This is a genomic window from Rhodococcus sp. WS3 (genome assembly GCF_003797085.1).
In the GTDB taxonomy this organism is placed as follows: Bacteria; Actinomycetota; Actinomycetes; order Mycobacteriales; family Mycobacteriaceae; genus Rhodococcus_F; species Rhodococcus_F globerula.
On sequence record NZ_RKMA01000001.1, the window covers coordinates 2,185,572 to 2,201,096 of the forward strand.

Consider the following 15,525-nt stretch of genomic DNA (forward strand, 5'->3'; position numbering starts at 1 on the left):
TGCTGTGTAACAACATATTTGACACGTCACGTAGACATTTCACACTCGCGAGATCTACCCGTTTTGTCCATTTGACGACCATCCGCACGAGTGAAACGATCACTGCGATCAACGAAGACGTAACACCGTCGATGTGATCTTCACCGTCTCGCATCAAGAAAGCGACACCCCCGGAAGAAATGGTCTCGACATGTCGTTGACAACTCAACGCCCGGCACCGCCGACGGTCTCCGCCCCTGTGAGTCGCGGATCAACCCGGGGTCGCCCTACCCGAAGGCGTGAACGCAAGGGCTACAAGCTCTTTGTGCTCTTCACATTCCCGAACCTGCTGCTGATAGCGGTCTTCGCATATTGGCCCGTTATCGGCAACATCTACCTCAGCCTCACCGAATGGGACATGATCGCGCCGACGCCGCTGTTCGTCGGCGTCGACAACTACACCAAGTTGCTGCACGATCCTGCGTTTCTCCGGGTGTTACGCCTGACCTTGGTATGGGTTGTTGCGATTGTCGGCATCAGCCTGACCGTGGGACTGGCCCTGGCGTGCCTGTTCAATCGCCAATCACGAGGACGCGCAGCCGTTTCCGCTTTGGCATTTTCGCCGCACATCCTCTCGGGCGCGGCGGTGGCCGCGATTTGGTTGTTCATCTTCGATCCGAACTACGGACTGTCCCGAGCGCTGTTCGGGTTGTTCGGAGCAGATTCACCACACTGGACAACCTCGAGTTCGTGGGCGATGCCCGCGCTGATCATCGTCTCGATCTGGAAAGGTGTCGGCTTTGTAGCCATCGTCTATCTAGCTGCGCTTCAGTCGATGCCGGCCGACGTCCTCGAGGCGGCACGTCTCGACGGGGCAGGGGCGTGGCAGACATTCCGCCACATCACCATGCCGCTCCTCTCACCGACAACGTTCTTCCTCCTGATCACCCAGGTCATCAGCGCCTTTCAGTCCTTCGACGTCATCGCGATGATGACCAGCGGCGGGCCCGCAGGCGCCACAACCACTCTCAGCTGGTTCATCTACCAAGAAGGATTCAAGGCATTCAGTGCCGGCACTGCCGCCGCCGGATCCATGGTGATGTTTGTCGTCCTGATGGGCGTCACAGTGTTCCAAATGCGATTCGTCGAGAAGAAAGTGCACTACTGATGTCCGCACCCAGCAGAGCGACAACCCCGAACAAGACGCGCATTAGATTTCGCCTGTCCTGGATCGGACTTGTTGTTGTCGGCCTCGTCTTCGCCATCCCGTTCTACTGGATGATCTCGTCGGCGTTCAAGCCGGAGAGTGAGATCTACCAGTGGCCACTGCAATTCGTCCCCAGCCGTCTGGCGTGGGAGAACTTCAGCCACGCGTGGAATGCCGTTCCGTTCGGCGACTTCTTCGTCAACTCACTGATCGTCACGATCGTCGGTGCCACTGCGAAGGTCACCTTGGCAGTGTTCAGCGCCTATGCCTTTGCCTTCCTTCCCTTTCCCGGCAAGAAGTGGATCTTCCTCGCGGTCCTGGGAGCGTTGATGGTGCCGGGGCACGTGACACTGTTGCTCAACTACATCACCATCGGCAATCTCGGAATGATCAACACGTACGCCGGAATCATTCTGCCCGGACTCGCAAGCGCATTCGGAACATTCCTTCTACGCCAGCACTTTCTGAGTCTCCCGAAGGAAGTCATGGAGGCTGCAGAGCTCGACGGCGCCGGACACATCCGCAAGCTGTTCTACTTTGCATTACCGATGTCAGTTCCGGCGGTTGTCACCGTTGCGCTGATCGCTGTCATCGACGAGTGGAACGACTTCATCTGGCCTCTTCTCGTCACCAATTCCGTTCAGATGCGCACTCTTCCCATCGGTTTGATGGCACTCAAAGAGAGTGAGGGTGTTGACAACTGGGGCGCGATCATGGCCGGAACCACCATGGTTGTCCTCCCCATGCTGTTGCTCTTTCTCTTTGCCCAGCGGTTCATCGTTGCCGGGCTTGCCGGAGCGTCCGTTCGACGCTGATCAGTTTTCCGACCTTCCCCTGCCAGTTCAGCATCCTCCAGGAGATACCCATCATGTCGTTATTTGCCCGATCAGGCTCCGCGCAGAAGCCTGTGAACATCTCTCGCCGCAGCTTTCTCACTGCTGCCGGTATGACCGCGATCGCACTCCCCGTACTCGCGGCGTGCGGAAACGCCGGCGGCACGGCTTCGTTCTCAGCACCGGACGTCAAGGCCCCCAGCGAATTTGCCGGGAGGACAAACGTCGTCATCTGGAGCCCGTGGTCGGGCAACAACCACGAAGTCTTCACCGGAGTGGTCGACGGATTCAACCGCTCGCAATCCGATATCTACGCAGAAGTTCAGCAGTTCAACGGGTACGACGGCGTCACCGAGAAGATCGCCGCCGGACTCCAGGCCAGGCAGATCCCCGACATCGGCGTCTTCTCCGACGTGTCGTGGAACAAGTTCTTCCTCAACGACACACTCGAACCGCTCGGTGGATACTTCGACAACAACTTCGGCCCGAGCACGTTCAACGAGCGCCTGTTCACCGAGGGCGTTGTCCGCGGCGAGTCGTACTGGATCCCGTTCGGCCGATCGACACCACTGTTCTACTACAACAAGGAGATCTTCTCGTCCGCAGGTTTGCCGGATCGCGCCCCCGCCACCTGGGATGAATTCCGTTCGTGGGGAAAACAAATCACCGGCCAGAACTACAATGGCAATTCTCTGAAGATGCGCGCATACACCGGTGCCGACGACTGGTACATGCAGGGACTGCTCTGGAACTTCGGCGGATCGATCTCCGACGGACTCGACGTCACCGTGGACTCCGCAGCTGCAATTGCCGCCGCAGAGTTCGACCGAGCCGTGATCAACGACGACAAGATCGCGTACCTCGCACAGGAAATCAACAACGATTTCATCAACGGCCAGGTCGCAACCATCACCAACTCCACCGGATCGCTGACCGGACTGATCAAGGGCGCCCAGTTCGAAGTCGGTGCCGGCTTCCTGCCTCAACAGACCACACACGGCGTGCCGACCGGTGGTGCCGGACTCGGAATCATGAAGAATGCCAGCCCGGAACGCAAGGAAGCTGCCGCGCAGGTACTCGCGTATCTATCCGGTGAGGAAGCGTCGTCGACCTGGACCGTCGGAACGGGATACCTGCCGTCGACAATCTCCGCGGCAAACTCCACCAAGGTGCGTCAGGTCATGGCCGACAATCCGAACTACAAACTGGCCGTCGACCAACTCGAGCTCGCCCGCCAGCCTGACGCGGTTCGACGGTACGTCCAGAGCACCATCACGGAAATGCGCACCGCAATTCAGAAGCTGTACACCGAAAATGCCGACGCCGGCGCAACTTTGAAGGCAACGGCAACCAAGCTACGCGCAGACACGGAATCCGTGCGCAAACTCTACGAAAGCAAAGTGGCCTGACCATGCGATCCGAATCATTCACCTTGGTAGGCCATCGCGGCGCCATGGCTCACGCACCCGAGAACAGCATTGCGTCATTTCGTCTCGCCGAGGAGATGGGCGTCGACGAGATCGAACTCGACGTGCGCTTGACCGCCGACGGCGTTGCGATCGTGCTCCACGACGCGACGCTCGATCGCACCGCCGCCGACGATTCCGGGCGTGGGCTCGGACCCGTTGCGGAACTCACGTTCGACCAGATCAAAGACATCGAATTGGACTCCGGACGCGGCGTCCTGACCTTCGACGAAGCGCTCGACAACACCACGGTGACCTTGCAGGTGGAGATCAAGGCCATCGAGGTGGTGCCGGAACTCGGACGGATCGTGGCGGCGCGGCCGGAAGACGCTCAGCGCATTCAGTTCACGAGCTTCTCGGCCGAGGCTCTGCTCGCAGTTGCCGAGGCAGCACCGTTCATCCCGCGCGGATTGATCGTGTCGGCGTATCCAAGCGCCGACGCTCACCCGGCTGGTATCGAATCCGTTCTTGCGGCCACCGGTTCCGGCGCGTTCTACTGCGGCTGGGACGGCCTGACAGCCGACCTGGTCCGCGACCTCCATGAAGCCGGACTGCAGGTTCACGCGTGGCCCCTGCGCACTCCGGTAGATGCAGCACGAGCCCTCGAACTCGGAGTGGACGGCACGACCACGGATTTCCCGGCGGACGCCAGGGAGTGGCTCGACCGCACCTGACGGAATTACCCCCAGCGTGACTGTCCACCGTCGAGGGGGATGGTTGCGCCGGTCAGGTAACCGGCATCTTCGCCGACCAGGAAGACGACGGCACGCCCGATGTCGGTTTCGGGATCGCCGACGCGACCCAGCGGGATTCCCGCGACAAAGGCTGCCGCTTCTTCCGGGTTCTTGTCCATCCACCACTGCAGGGCCGGGGTCTGCGCGTGTGGCGCAACGTTGAGCACACGAATGTTGTCCTTGCCCCACTCGCAGGCCGCAGCGCGGGTTAGTGCGCGCATGCCCTCCTTGATGGAGCCGTAGGCACCGTAGTTGCTGGCATCCCAGCGCACGGCCGCGGAGGTGACCATGTTGATGATGACGCCGCCGCCGCGGCTGTTCATGTGGGGATACGACGCCTGCATCATGCGCAGGGTGGCGAGCGGTCCCGTCGCGAAGGAGCGTTCGAAGTCTTCGTCGAGCACGCTGAGCAGGGGGCCGGGCTTGCAGTCGTTGGCGTTGTTGATCAGGATGTCGATTCCGCCGAACAGTTCGACGGTACGGTCCACGGCGGCGGTGATGTCGTCCTTCTTGCTGACGTCACACACGACTACCTCGCCGCGGGCACCGATGTCGGCGAGCAGCCCGCACGTGGTGTGGAGCTTGGACTCGGTGCGACCGGCTACCGCGATCTCGGCGCCTTCTTTCGCCAATGCCAAGGCAATGCCTTGCCCGATTCCCTGACCTGCACCGGTGATGAGTGCAACTTTGCCGTCAAGCGTGCCCATGTGATTGCTCCAATGTCCTGTTGCCTGCGGGGACTGGTCGATTCTGGTGACTGCCGGTGTTGGTCGTCTACACTCAACGAACTAAGCAACCAAGCATTTGCTTGAACCCTATGACGACCGGCACTGTCGCGTCAATCACACTGGGCGGCAAATCGGCTCGGCCCCAACATCAGGAAGGCTCCACCGTGACACTCCCCAACCCCGTCGATTTCAGCGGACGCTCGGTGATCGTCACCGGCGGCACCAAGGGCATCGGCTTTGTCATCGCCGAAACCTTCCTGGCTGCCGGGGCAAACGTACTGGTCTGTGGCCGAAACGAGCCCGAAAAGCTCCCGTCGGCTGACGGACGCACTGCAGCATTCAAAGCCACGGACGTCCGCGATCCTGCAGACGCCGCAGCGCTCGTCCAGGATGCCGTCGATCGCTTCGGCCGACTGGACGTTCTGATCAACAATGCCGGCGGCTCCCCCGACGCCGACGCAGCCACCGTCTCCCCGCGCTTCGTGGAGAAGATCGTGGCGCTGAATCTGCTGGCCCCCTTCAACGTTGCTCAGGCTGCAAACGCCGTCATGCAGACACAGGACAACGGCGGCGCCATCATCAACATCGGCAGTGTCTCGGGCATCGACCCGCAGCCCGGCACCGCGGCATACAGCGCCGCCAAGGCCGGACTGCTGGTCCTGACAAAGGCTTTGGCGCTCGAATGGGCCCCCAAGGTCCGCATCAACCACATCACGACCGGCTTGATCCGCACGGAAGCAGCCGCAGAGGTCTACGGCGCCGACGGCGGCGCGGCCGTCACCGAGATCATCCCGATGGAGCGCATGGCCGTACCGTCGGACATCGCGAATTCCTGCCTGTTCCTGGCAAGTTCGCTCTCGTCGTACGTGACGGGAACCGACATCGCCGTCCACGGCGGCGGCGAATACCCGGCCCGTTACCTTGCTACCCACCCCGAGCTGTTTTCGCGAACCAGCTCGTAAGACCGAGCAACCAAGGAAGCCCTCGAGCAATTGCTCGAGGGCTTCCTCGTTTTGTGTGAACAACTGCGGGGCGCGACGGGGGGGTCAAGCGCCCCGCAGTTGAGTCTGCGGATGCTAGCGAGCGGAGAAGCTCACTCGCGCACCGGAAATCGCTACCTGACCATCCTTGTGCACCTGGAAGGCCAGGTCGTCAGGAGTACCCCACGCAACGATGGACGGCGCCTCACCCGGATGAATAGCCGCCGCAAATCGACCCTCGAGGCTCACGAGGTCTGCCGGATGCACTCCGGCGACCCGGGCAAGCTCGAGCGTGCTGGCAGCCAACGTGCACAGGCCGTGCATGATCGGGCGCGGCTGATTGATCCGTGCCGCGGCCTCTGGATCGATGTGGATGTGGTGCATGTCGCCCAGCAGGCGATACATCGCCGTCTGATTCTCCGCCGTGGTCAGCACACCGGTGAGTGAAGGCTCGCCCGTCGGCTCTGCGGGACGGGACGGCCCACGTTCTCCGCCGAATCCACCGGCGCCGGGAGCGAACAGCGACCAGGTCGCGACGAAGTACTCGCACTCGACCTTCACTTCGAAGACGGCTGCAGCACCCTTGTCCCACACCTCGCCGACCGAAGCCTTCAGCGTCACCTCACCGCTACGCGGAAGCGGAGCAAGCACTTTCAACTCTTGCGAGCCGTGCAGTGCCGTCGAGGTGTCGAAAGCGCCCGCCGAGCCCAGAGCGTCGGGAGCCCACTGCGCCAGTGTCAGAGCAAATGTCGGCAGCACCCGAAGCTGATCCTCGAAAACGAGGTCCAACTCGGTTGCCTTGGCGCCCACGGCAAGTGCGTACAGGATCGCGTCGCGCTCGGTGTACGACACGGTGCGGGTACCGAGATCGGCTCCGCGCCAATCGCCGGCAGTCTTCGCAGTTTCCGAAGTAGTCACGTTCAATTCCTCTCTCACACCACGCCGAGAATGAGACCACTGGTAGGTACTGCTGTTCCGGCAGTGACCAATACGTTCTCGACACCATCGGGCTGATTGGTCGACGTGCCACGAATGAGCCGCACACCTTCGGCAACACCGTTGACACCGTGCAGGTACGCCTCGCCGACCTGACCACCGTGAGTGTTCGCCGGCAGGCGTCCACCGAGTTCCAGGTTGCCTTCGCGGATGAAGTCCTTGGCCTCGCCGGGCTTGCAGAATCCCAGTTCTTCGAGCTGTGGGAGGACCAGCGGAGTGAAGTGGTCGTACAGGATAGCCGCGTTGATGTCGTCCGGTGTCAGGCCGCTCTGGCTGTACAGCTGACGGCCGACCAGACCCATCTCCGGGATACCCGTGATGTCTGGTCGGTAGTAACTGGTCATCATGTGCTGATCCTTGCCACTGCCCTGAGCAGCGGCCTTGATGAAGGCCGGCTTGTTGGCCAGATCCTTGGCGCGCTCAGCGGAGACGACGACGAGCGCCTGGCCACCGTCTGTTTCCTGGCAGCAGTCGAGCAAGTGCAGCGGTTCGGCGATCCAGCGGGAATTCTGGTGATCCTCGAGTGTGATCGGACGCTCGTAGAACCAGGCAGCCGGGTTGTTGGCAGCGTGCTTGCGCGCCACCACTGCAACTCGTCCGAAGTCCTCACTCGTCGCACCGTACTGGTGCATGTACCGCCGTGCGAACATAGCGACCCACTGAGCGGGAGTCGACAGGCCCTGCGGTGTCATCCACGCATAAGCCGCGCGGTCCGCTGTGGTTGCCATCGGGCGATCATGCTGACCCAGGCCGTAACGCTCACCGGAGCGCTCGTTGAAAGCGCGGTAGCAGACCACGACATCGGCGACACCCGTCGCAACGGCCATGGCTGCCTGCTGCACGGGGCCGCATGCGGCGCCACCGCCGTAACCGATGCGGGAGAAGAACTTCAGCTCGCCGAGACCACAGTTGCGAGCCACAATGGCTTCGCCGTTGGTTTCCGCGGTGAAGGTCGAAAGTCCGTCAACCTCGGACGGGGCGATACCCGCGTCCGCGAGTGCAGCGACGATGGCCTCACAGGCCAACTGCAGTTCGGTGCGACCGGAGTTCTTGGAGAACTCGGTGGATCCGATGCCGACGATGGCAGCGGCTCCCGAGAGCGGGCTGATCGCCATCAGGGCTTCCCCTCTTCTTTGAAAGCAACTGTGACGGTGCCGGATGCATGGTTGCCGAGGCTGTTTGCGCCCTGCACCTTGACCACGACAACACCGTCTTCCTTGGACACGACCTCACCGGTCATCGTCATGGTGTCACCCGGGTAGTTGGGCGCGCCGAGACGAATGGCGATGCGACGCAGGGTCGATGCCGATCCGGCCCAGTCCGTCACATACCGGCCGACGAGGCCGTTGCTCGTGAGGATGTTCATGAAGACATCCTTGGAGCCGCGCTCCTGAGCCAGGCTCGGATCGTGGTGCACGTCCTGGAAATCGCGAGTGGCGATTGCCGTGGCGACGATCAACGTGCGGGTCAGCGGGATCGCCAACTCGGGCAATGCCTCTCCGACAACGACGTCTGCGTAGCTACGACCGGCAAGAACGGTCATGCGAGCACCTCCACACCGGATGCGAGCTGCGCACCCAGACGCGCGAGATCGGAGCTGGAACCGCCGAGGGTGGCAGCAATCTGCTTGCCCCACAAGAGGTGACGGTGAACTGGGTAGTCGGTGTCGACGCCCATACCACCGTGGACATGCGTGGTGCGATGCACGACGCGCTGTCCGCCGTCGGTGGCCCACCACTTGGCGACGAGTACCGAGGTGCCGAGATCCAGTCCCTCGGAGATGCGCCATGCAGCCTGCCACAGTGTCACGCGCATCGCTTCGAGATCGATGTAGCAGTCCGCGAGCTGGTGGTTGACCGCCTGGAAGGTCGCGAGCGGACGGCCGAACTGCATGCGGCCGTTCAGGTACGTGACAGCCTGCGCAACGGCGCCGGAGCCGACGCCCCATTGAATTGCGGCCAATGCCAGCTCAACTCGGTCGATCAGCCACGGAACCGTGGTGCCGTCAGCCGCACCGATCAGCTGCGCGGGGGCACCGGCAAACGTGAGGTTGGCACAGATCTCGTGGTTGGTGGACTGCGTCTGCTCCACCGTGACACCGTCTGCATTCAGATCCACCAGCAACAGAGCTGTTCCCGTGGACGTGGTTGCCGAGACGAGCGCGAGGTTCGCGATGTTCGTGATCGGCACAACGGCCTTCTCACCGGTCAGCGTCCAGTTACCGTCGGTATCCTCGGCGGCCGTGGTCAGCGGGTCGCCGGCAGTGTACGGCCCGAATTCCTCGAGCCCGATCGTGAGGAATCGACTGCCGTCGGCAACACTCGGAAGGAGCTCTGCGCGAAGGGAATCGGAACCGAACTCGTTGATCGCCAACGCGGCGAGCGCCGTCTCCCAGATCGGCACGGCCGCAACGTGGCGGCCCTGTTCCTCGAGCAGGGTGTACAGCTCGGACAAGCCGAGTCCACCGCCGCCGAACTCCTCGGGCAGGGCGATACCGAGCAGGCCGGTGGTCGCGAGTTCGCGCCACAGTTCACGGTCGACGCGCTCGGCGGAGAGTTCGATCTCCTTGGTGCGCTCGATCGTGGCCTTGCTGGTGAAGACCTCGTCGGCCAGTGAGCGAATCGCGTCCTGCTCTTCGCTGAAATTGAAGTCCATCAGTGCTCCTCGCGTGCGGCCGGCCGGAACGCGGGAAGCGTCAAATCCGGGTCGGCGTCGATCCAGTCAAGTTCCACGGGCATGTCGACCACGACATCTTCGGGCGCGATACCCACCATGTTGGCGATCAATCGGGTTCCCTCTTCGAGTTCGATGACCGCAACGATGAGCGGGTAGTCGAACGCGTCGATCTTGGGGTGATGATTGACCACGAAGCTGTACACCGTGCCACGGCCCGACGCATCGATCGTGTCCCACTCGAGCGACTGGCACTCACCGCACATCGGGCCGGTGGGATGACGCAACGTCTTGCAGGACGTGCAGCGCTGGATCACCAGACGGTGCTCCTTGGCCGCTTCGAACCAGAAAGCGTTGTCCGCGTTGAGAGCCGGACGCGGACGCAGTGCGCGCGGAGCCTCCGGAGCCTTGGCTTCCTGCGGCTTGAACCGCAGTGTCCGCCACCGCTGCGTGCCGACAACTTCGTCGTCGCCGTTGCGGTACGTCTTGAGCGTCGTCACGAAGTGTCCGACGCCTAGGCCGGTCTTCTTTTCCGGGGAAATCGACTCGATGACCTCGGTGTAGTTCACGCGATCGCCTGGGCGCAGTTCGCCGAAGAACTCCTGATCGGAATCGGTGGCGACGACGGAACTGTAGCCCGCAGCGTCGAGGGTGGCGATCAGATCGGTCCACACCTGTGACGGGTCGTTGCCCGCCATCTTGTCGGTGAACGTCCGCATGATCCAGACCTGAAGCATCTGAGCGGGAGCGACGACGCCGTCACGGCCGGTGGCGCGGGCAGCTTCGTCGTCGAGGTAGACGGGGTTGGTATCGCCCATGGTCTCGGCCCAATGCCGGATCATGGGGATGTTGACCTCGTCGGGTCCCCAGGTGGTGGGAACAAGCGTCTGGCCGACAAAAGCGTCGAGTTGCGCCGAAATGTCGCTCACTTGACCCTCTTTTCGCGAACGAGTCCCAAGCCGATGGTGCCGACCATGTCACGCAGAACCTCGTTGACGCCGCCGCCGAAGGTGTTCACGACACCCTGACGCGAGATCTGCTCGATCTGACCGGCAAGCAAAGCGCCCGGAGACTCGGGGCGGATGCGTCCGGCGGAGCCGAGAATTCCGAGCAGAGTGCGGTAGACGTCGACGTGAGTCTCGGTCCCGTATGTCTTGGTAGCGCCGGCGTCGGCTCCGGAGAGCGTGTCCTGTGCGACGGCTGCCGTCATCTTCCAGTTCAGCAGTCGCATGGCCTCGAGCTTGGCGTGTGTACGAGCGAAGTCCTGCTGCACCCACGGGATGTCGATGGCGCCGTTTTCCTTGGCCCAGTCCAGAACCAGGTTCCACAGACCGTAAGTGCGACCACCGATGGCCGCCAGGCCGATTCGCTCGTGGTTGAGCTGAGCGGTAATGAGCTGCCAGCCGCCGTTGACCTCGCCGACAACGTCCTTCGACGGGACGCGAATGCCGGAGTAGTACGTCGACGTCACCATCAAGCCGCCGACGGTGTTGATCGGTGACCACTCGAAGCCTGCGTCCTCCGTGGGGACGATCAGGATCGAGATGCCCTTGTGCTTGGGGGCGTCCGCGTCGGTGCGGCAGGCCAGCCACACGTAGTCGGCAGTGTTGGCGCCACTGGTGAAGATCTTGTTGCCGTCGACGATCCACTCGTCACCGTCGAGGACTGCACGGGTCTTGAGCGAAGCCAAGTCCGTTCCGGCCTCCGGCTCGGTGTAGCCGATGGCAAAAACGATGTCGCCGGCAAGAATGCCCGGCAGGAATCGTTCCTTCTGCTCTTCGGTGCCGTACTTCATCAATGTCGGCCCGACGGTATTGACCGTCACGAAGGGGAACGGCAATCCCGCGCGCTGAACCTCGTCGAAGAACACGAACTGCTCTTCGATGGAGCGTCCCTGGCCACCGAATTCCTTGGGCCAGCCGATACCGAGCCAGCCGTCCTTGCCCAGCAACTTCACGATTTCACGGAAGTATTCGCCGCCAACACCCTGTTCACCGGCAGCGCGGCGCTTCTCCTCCGGCAGCAGCGTCGCGAAGTACGCGCGCAGCTCCTTGCGGAGCTCCTGCTGCTCGGGCGATTCCCTCAGATCCATCGCGGTTCTCCTATGGCATTCATGGCTAGCAACTTTGATCTGGACGCTAACTAGATGCATCTTTGGGCGCTGAATGTGTCTCGTTGAGCGGGAAGGCGAAACATGAGCGCCGTCACATAAGGTGAAATGCTGCCATGGAACCTTCGGATCGGATCGCCCTCACCGACTTGGCTGCCAGGTACGCACAGGCAGTCGACCGCCGAAATCCGGCCGCTCTCGCAGCCCTGTTCACCGAAAACGCCACGTTTGTCCTGCCTCCGGCATTGAACGGCACCGCCGGGCCGACCGAAATTCAGGGCCGGTCGACTCTGTCCGATTCGATAGTCGGCGCCGTCGCACACCTGCACTCGACGCGGCACATCGTCGAGCAGCAGGTCCTCGATCAGGACAGCGCCACCACGGCCCACGGCGAGGCGTACTGCTCCGCGCATCACATCTATCCCCGCGGCGAGGGGTTCCGGAACAACCGAATCGAGATTCGCTACCAGGACAGTTTCGACAAGGTCGACGGCACCTGGCTGTTTTCTCGTCGCGAATTGGTTGTGGACTTCGCCGAGGACGTGCCGGTCATTCTGCTCGGCAGTTAAAGGCGAGCGTCAACTCGCCATCATGGCGATGGCCGTTCGCAACCCACGACGCTTACCTGTGTGCGGGTCGACGCCGAATACTTCCTTGATGCCGCCACGAACTCGAAACTTCAACTCGGAGTGCGTTTCCGGTGCGTCGTCCTGGGAGGCGGAGAGAAACCTGTTGGGGAGCGACAACTTCCAGATGGTGCGCAATGTCAGTCCGTACTGCTTCCACAGCGGACCTGTTGTGTACGGGAGATCGTACTTGTCACATAATTCACGAAGTGGCACAGCGATTTCCGAGTATCGGTTGCTCGGCAAGTCGGGGAAGCAATGATGCTCGATCTGGTAGCAGAGGTTGCCGCTCATAAATGCCATGATCGGTCCGGCGTGAAAGTTGGCCGAGCCGAGCATCTGTCGTAGGTACCATTGCGCGCGCGATTCGTTCTCGAATTCCTCGAGAGTGAACTTCTCGGCTCCGTCGGGAAAATGCCCGCAGAAGATGACTGCGTAACTCCAGTAATTGCGAATGAGATTTGCGACGATATTTGCCGTCAGCGTGGTCTTCCACGCTGGGCCGGTCAGAGCTGGGAACAGAATGTAGTCCTTGGTCACCTGCCGTGCGATCTTCTTGCCGATTTCCTTTGCCATCTCGGATTTGTCGGACCACTTCACCTGCCCCTTGCGAAGTTTGTCTGTCTCTAGATGGTGAAGTGCGACGCCCCATTCGAACAGTGTTGCCAACGCGAAATTGGTGATCGGCTGGAATAGATAGTCCGCGTGCCACTTCTGATCTCGCGTGACGCGCATGATGCCGTAGCCCACGTCATTGTCGAGACCGACGATATTGGTGAACTTGTGATGGGTGAAGTTGTGCGAGTGCTTCCAACCCGACGATGGGCAGGTGTTGTCCCACTCCCAGTTGCTCGAATGAATCTCGGGATCGTTCATCCAGTCCCACTGACCGTGAATGATGTTGTGGCCGAGTTCCATGTTCTCGATAATCTTGCCGACCCCCAGAAGCGCTGTTCCCAGGATCCATGCGGGCTTCTTCTTGCTGGCAAACAGGACGACACGACCGGCCACCATGAGAGAGCGTTGAAACGCGATAGTTCGCTGAATGTATCGAGCGTCACGCGCACCGCGCTTCTCCTCGATGTCGAGCCGAATAGCGTCCAATTCACGCCCAAGTGCCTCGACGTCTTCCTCGGTGAGGTGCGCATATTCCTTGATATCGGTGATCGCCACTGTGTTCACTCCTGTCGCGGGGCCGGTTCGTCGGACGGTACCCCCATGAATCACCGGTGAAACGTCGACTCGCGCGCTACGTGCGTCACCGCGCAATCTGTGCCAGCATCAATGAGCGTGAGCACCGACAACCAGATCACCATCCGAACTGCCACTGAAGCCGATTGGCCGGCGATCCAGTTACTCGACTCGACTGGGTTCGGATTCCATCCGTCGAGCGCCGACAAAACACTCACTCGGACGCTCTATCGCCCCGAGGACATCGTCGTCGCGACAGAAGGTGATCAAGTTGTCGGACTGGCCATCGAGTTCGACATGGAAATCACGGTTCCGGGCGGGAACCAGCTACCCACTCGCGGAATCACATGGGTGTCCGTCGCCCCGACGCACCGTCGCCGCGGAATTCTGCGCTCGATGTTCGTCCGGTTGCACCACCACATCGCGTCGACGGGTGCTCCCCTGGTAGCTCTGACGGCCAGCGACGCGCGCATCTACAACCGGTTCGGCTACGGCCCCGCAACCGTCAGCGAGAGCATCACGATCGATCGGCGTTTTGCCGATTTCCGCCCGCAGGCTCCAACCGGAAGCGGCGTGCGGATCACCGACGCGCAAACCGCAGCCACGCTGCTGCCCGCGATCTACGACCGTTGGCGCCTCGTTACCCCCGGCGCGCAAAGGCGTCCGCAGGCGCATTGGGATTTCACATTTGCCGACCCTTCCGACCATCGCGCCGGCGCTTCGGGACTGTTCTTTCTGACACATCCCGACGGCTACGTTTCCTACCGCCACCGAAGTGACGGCTCCGACAGCGTCGTCGACATCGCCGAGTTCGTTGCCATCAACGACGACGCGTACGCCGCGCTGTGGCGGACAATGTGCGGGCTCGATCTCGTGACCCGCATCGAAGCCGAGCAGCATCCTGAAGATCCGCTGCGACTGATGCTGACGGACTACCGTTCGGTGCGGACAACCCGCCGATCCGACCGTCTGTGGCTGCGAATCATGGATGTTCCAGCAGCGCTCGAAGCTCGTGAATATGTCGCTGACCTCGACACTGTCATCAAGATCGAGGATCCGTTCCTCGACTCCGGTGGTACGTTCGCGCTCAGCATTCGGGGTGGAAAGGCCACCTGCCGACCCACGGACGCCGACGCACAGATCACGATGCCGTCCGATATCTTGTCCAGCATCTACCTGGGTTCGCATCAGGCTCGAATCTTCGCGGCAGCAGGGCGCGTCCAGGCCTCCACCCCTCAGGAGATACGCGACTTCGACTTCGCTTTCGGCACCACGCGCCCCGCAGTCATGGGGTATGGTTTCTGACTTTCCGAACGCTCCGGCGCTTGCGATTTTTATGCCTAACGGCACCGACACGGTTAGCCTCGACCAATGGCGTTTGTAGGAAAACTGGTCAATTGGCTTCCTGAGAAGATTCTCGTACGGGTTTTGCCGCACGCGGAGATGCTCAAGTTTCTGGTGGTCGGCGGCATCGCCTTCATCGTCACCACGGTGTTGTTCTTCGGCATCAAGTGGACCGTACTGCCGCAACATCCGGTTACCGCCAACATCATCGCGGTCCTGGTCGCGACGGTCCTGTCGTACGTACTGAACCGGGAATGGTCGTTCGCTGAGCGGGGTGGACGCCAACGTCATCACGAGGCGGCACTGTTCTTCATCGTCGCCGGTATCGGCCTGGCCATCAACCAGGTGCCACTCTGGATCTCGAGCTACGTATTCGACCTCCGCCAGCCAAACGTCTCCGTATTGATGGAGAACTTCGCCGACTTCATCAGTGGCTCCATCATCGGCACGCTGCTCGCAACGGCCTTCCGTTGGTGGGCGATGCGCAAATTCGTCTTCCCTGAAGAGTCCACGAACGGCGAAATGATCCTCGATACGGAAGCCACAGACGCTCCTTCACTCGACTGACGCCGGCAGCAACCGAAGAGCATCACGCATCGGCGAATTTCGTCAATATCTGCACTATTTCAACCTTCCCGAAAGGTGCAAATAACCCCGA

General features: G+C 61.6%; 16 protein-coding genes. 8 read left to right on the plus strand and 8 right to left on the minus strand.

The genetic code is table 11. From position 1 onward, the window contains the following. Positions 1-190: 190 nt before the first annotated feature. From EEB13_RS09870 to EEB13_RS09885, 4 genes are read left to right on the plus strand one after another with little or no spacing between them, the layout of a single operon-like run. The gene (locus EEB13_RS09870; RefSeq protein ID WP_116104791.1) at positions 191-1,147 is read left to right on the plus strand and encodes a carbohydrate ABC transporter permease; all 957 of its coding nucleotides are present in this window, start codon (positions 191-193) and stop codon (positions 1,145-1,147) included. Continuing rightward, a complete protein-coding gene (locus tag EEB13_RS09875) occupies positions 1,147-2,001 on the plus strand; it encodes a carbohydrate ABC transporter permease (protein WP_092803806.1) in 855 nt (284 codons plus the stop codon). Before EEB13_RS09870 ends, EEB13_RS09875 begins: the two co-directional genes overlap by 1 nt. Before the next feature lie 53 nt (positions 2,002-2,054). Beyond that, positions 2,055-3,428, plus strand: coding sequence for an ABC transporter substrate-binding protein (locus EEB13_RS09880; protein WP_092803809.1), 1,374 nt, complete (start codon positions 2,055-2,057; stop codon positions 3,426-3,428). A gap of 2 nt (positions 3,429-3,430) precedes the next feature. Next, positions 3,431-4,159, plus strand: a complete 729-nt coding sequence (locus EEB13_RS09885; protein WP_141485139.1) for a glycerophosphodiester phosphodiesterase — start codon at positions 3,431-3,433, stop codon at positions 4,157-4,159. Positions 4,160-4,164: 5 nt separating this feature from the next. Here the strand turns inward: EEB13_RS09885 and EEB13_RS09890 are convergent, their stop codons facing one another. Further along, positions 4,165-4,926, minus strand: coding sequence for an SDR family NAD(P)-dependent oxidoreductase (locus EEB13_RS09890; RefSeq protein ID WP_033236632.1), 762 nt, complete (start codon positions 4,924-4,926; stop codon positions 4,165-4,167). A gap of 185 nt (positions 4,927-5,111) precedes the next feature. Here EEB13_RS09890 and EEB13_RS09895 point away from each other — a divergent pair, with 185 nt between their 5' ends. Then, positions 5,112-5,909 carry an SDR family oxidoreductase gene (locus EEB13_RS09895; protein ID WP_033236686.1) on the plus strand — a complete coding sequence of 266 codons (798 nt, stop codon included), beginning with the start codon at positions 5,112-5,114 and terminating at the stop codon, positions 5,907-5,909. Positions 5,910-6,023: 114 nt separating this feature from the next. On the opposite strand, the gene EEB13_RS09900 is transcribed toward EEB13_RS09895, so the two are convergent. The 6 genes from EEB13_RS09900 to EEB13_RS09925 are packed head-to-tail and all read right to left on the minus strand — an operon-like array spanning position 6,024 to position 11,688. After that, positions 6,024-6,845, minus strand: coding sequence for a MaoC/PaaZ C-terminal domain-containing protein (locus EEB13_RS09900; protein WP_033236631.1), 822 nt, complete (start codon positions 6,843-6,845; stop codon positions 6,024-6,026). A gap of 14 nt (positions 6,846-6,859) precedes the next feature. Then, positions 6,860-8,038, minus strand: a complete 1,179-nt coding sequence (locus EEB13_RS09905) for a lipid-transfer protein (RefSeq protein ID WP_033236630.1) — start codon at positions 8,036-8,038, stop codon at positions 6,860-6,862. After that, positions 8,038-8,466, minus strand: a complete 429-nt coding sequence (locus EEB13_RS09910) for a MaoC family dehydratase (RefSeq protein WP_033236629.1) — start codon at positions 8,464-8,466, stop codon at positions 8,038-8,040. The genes EEB13_RS09905 and EEB13_RS09910 overlap by 1 nt, the downstream gene beginning before the upstream one ends. Continuing rightward, entirely contained in the window at positions 8,463-9,578 is a 1,116-nt protein-coding gene (locus tag EEB13_RS09915) for an acyl-CoA dehydrogenase family protein (protein ID WP_045064917.1), read from the minus strand. Before EEB13_RS09915 ends, EEB13_RS09910 begins: the two co-directional genes overlap by 4 nt. Then, on the minus strand, positions 9,578-10,525 hold the full coding sequence (locus EEB13_RS09920) for a bifunctional MaoC family dehydratase N-terminal/OB-fold nucleic acid binding domain-containing protein (RefSeq protein WP_033236627.1): 948 nt from the start codon (positions 10,523-10,525) through the stop codon (positions 9,578-9,580). The genes EEB13_RS09915 and EEB13_RS09920 overlap by 1 nt, the downstream gene beginning before the upstream one ends. Further along, positions 10,522-11,688: an acyl-CoA dehydrogenase family protein gene (locus tag EEB13_RS09925; protein WP_033236626.1), complete on the minus strand. Its 1,167-nt coding sequence runs from the start codon at positions 11,686-11,688 to the stop codon at positions 10,522-10,524. Before EEB13_RS09925 ends, EEB13_RS09920 begins: the two co-directional genes overlap by 4 nt. Positions 11,689-11,822: 134 nt before the next feature. Between EEB13_RS09925 and EEB13_RS09930 the strand changes: the two genes are divergently transcribed. Next, entirely contained in the window at positions 11,823-12,275 is a 453-nt protein-coding gene (locus tag EEB13_RS09930; RefSeq protein ID WP_045064921.1) for a nuclear transport factor 2 family protein, read from the plus strand. Between the two features lie 9 nt (positions 12,276-12,284). On the opposite strand, the gene EEB13_RS09935 is transcribed toward EEB13_RS09930, so the two are convergent. After that, positions 12,285-13,505 carry a fatty acid desaturase family protein gene (locus EEB13_RS09935; RefSeq protein ID WP_045064924.1) on the minus strand — a complete coding sequence of 407 codons (1,221 nt, stop codon included), beginning with the start codon at positions 13,503-13,505 and terminating at the stop codon, positions 12,285-12,287. Between the two features lie 111 nt (positions 13,506-13,616). On the opposite strand from EEB13_RS09935, the gene EEB13_RS09940 reads away from it, so the two are divergent. Both EEB13_RS09940 and EEB13_RS09945 read left to right on the plus strand, forming a co-directional pair. Further along, on the plus strand, positions 13,617-14,828 hold the full coding sequence (locus EEB13_RS09940) for an enhanced intracellular survival protein Eis (RefSeq protein ID WP_072782759.1): 1,212 nt from the start codon (positions 13,617-13,619) through the stop codon (positions 14,826-14,828). A 66-nt stretch (positions 14,829-14,894) separates the two neighbouring features. Further along, a complete protein-coding gene (locus tag EEB13_RS09945; protein ID WP_045064928.1) occupies positions 14,895-15,434 on the plus strand; it encodes a GtrA family protein in 540 nt (179 codons plus the stop codon). Positions 15,435-15,525: the final 91 nt, after the last annotated feature.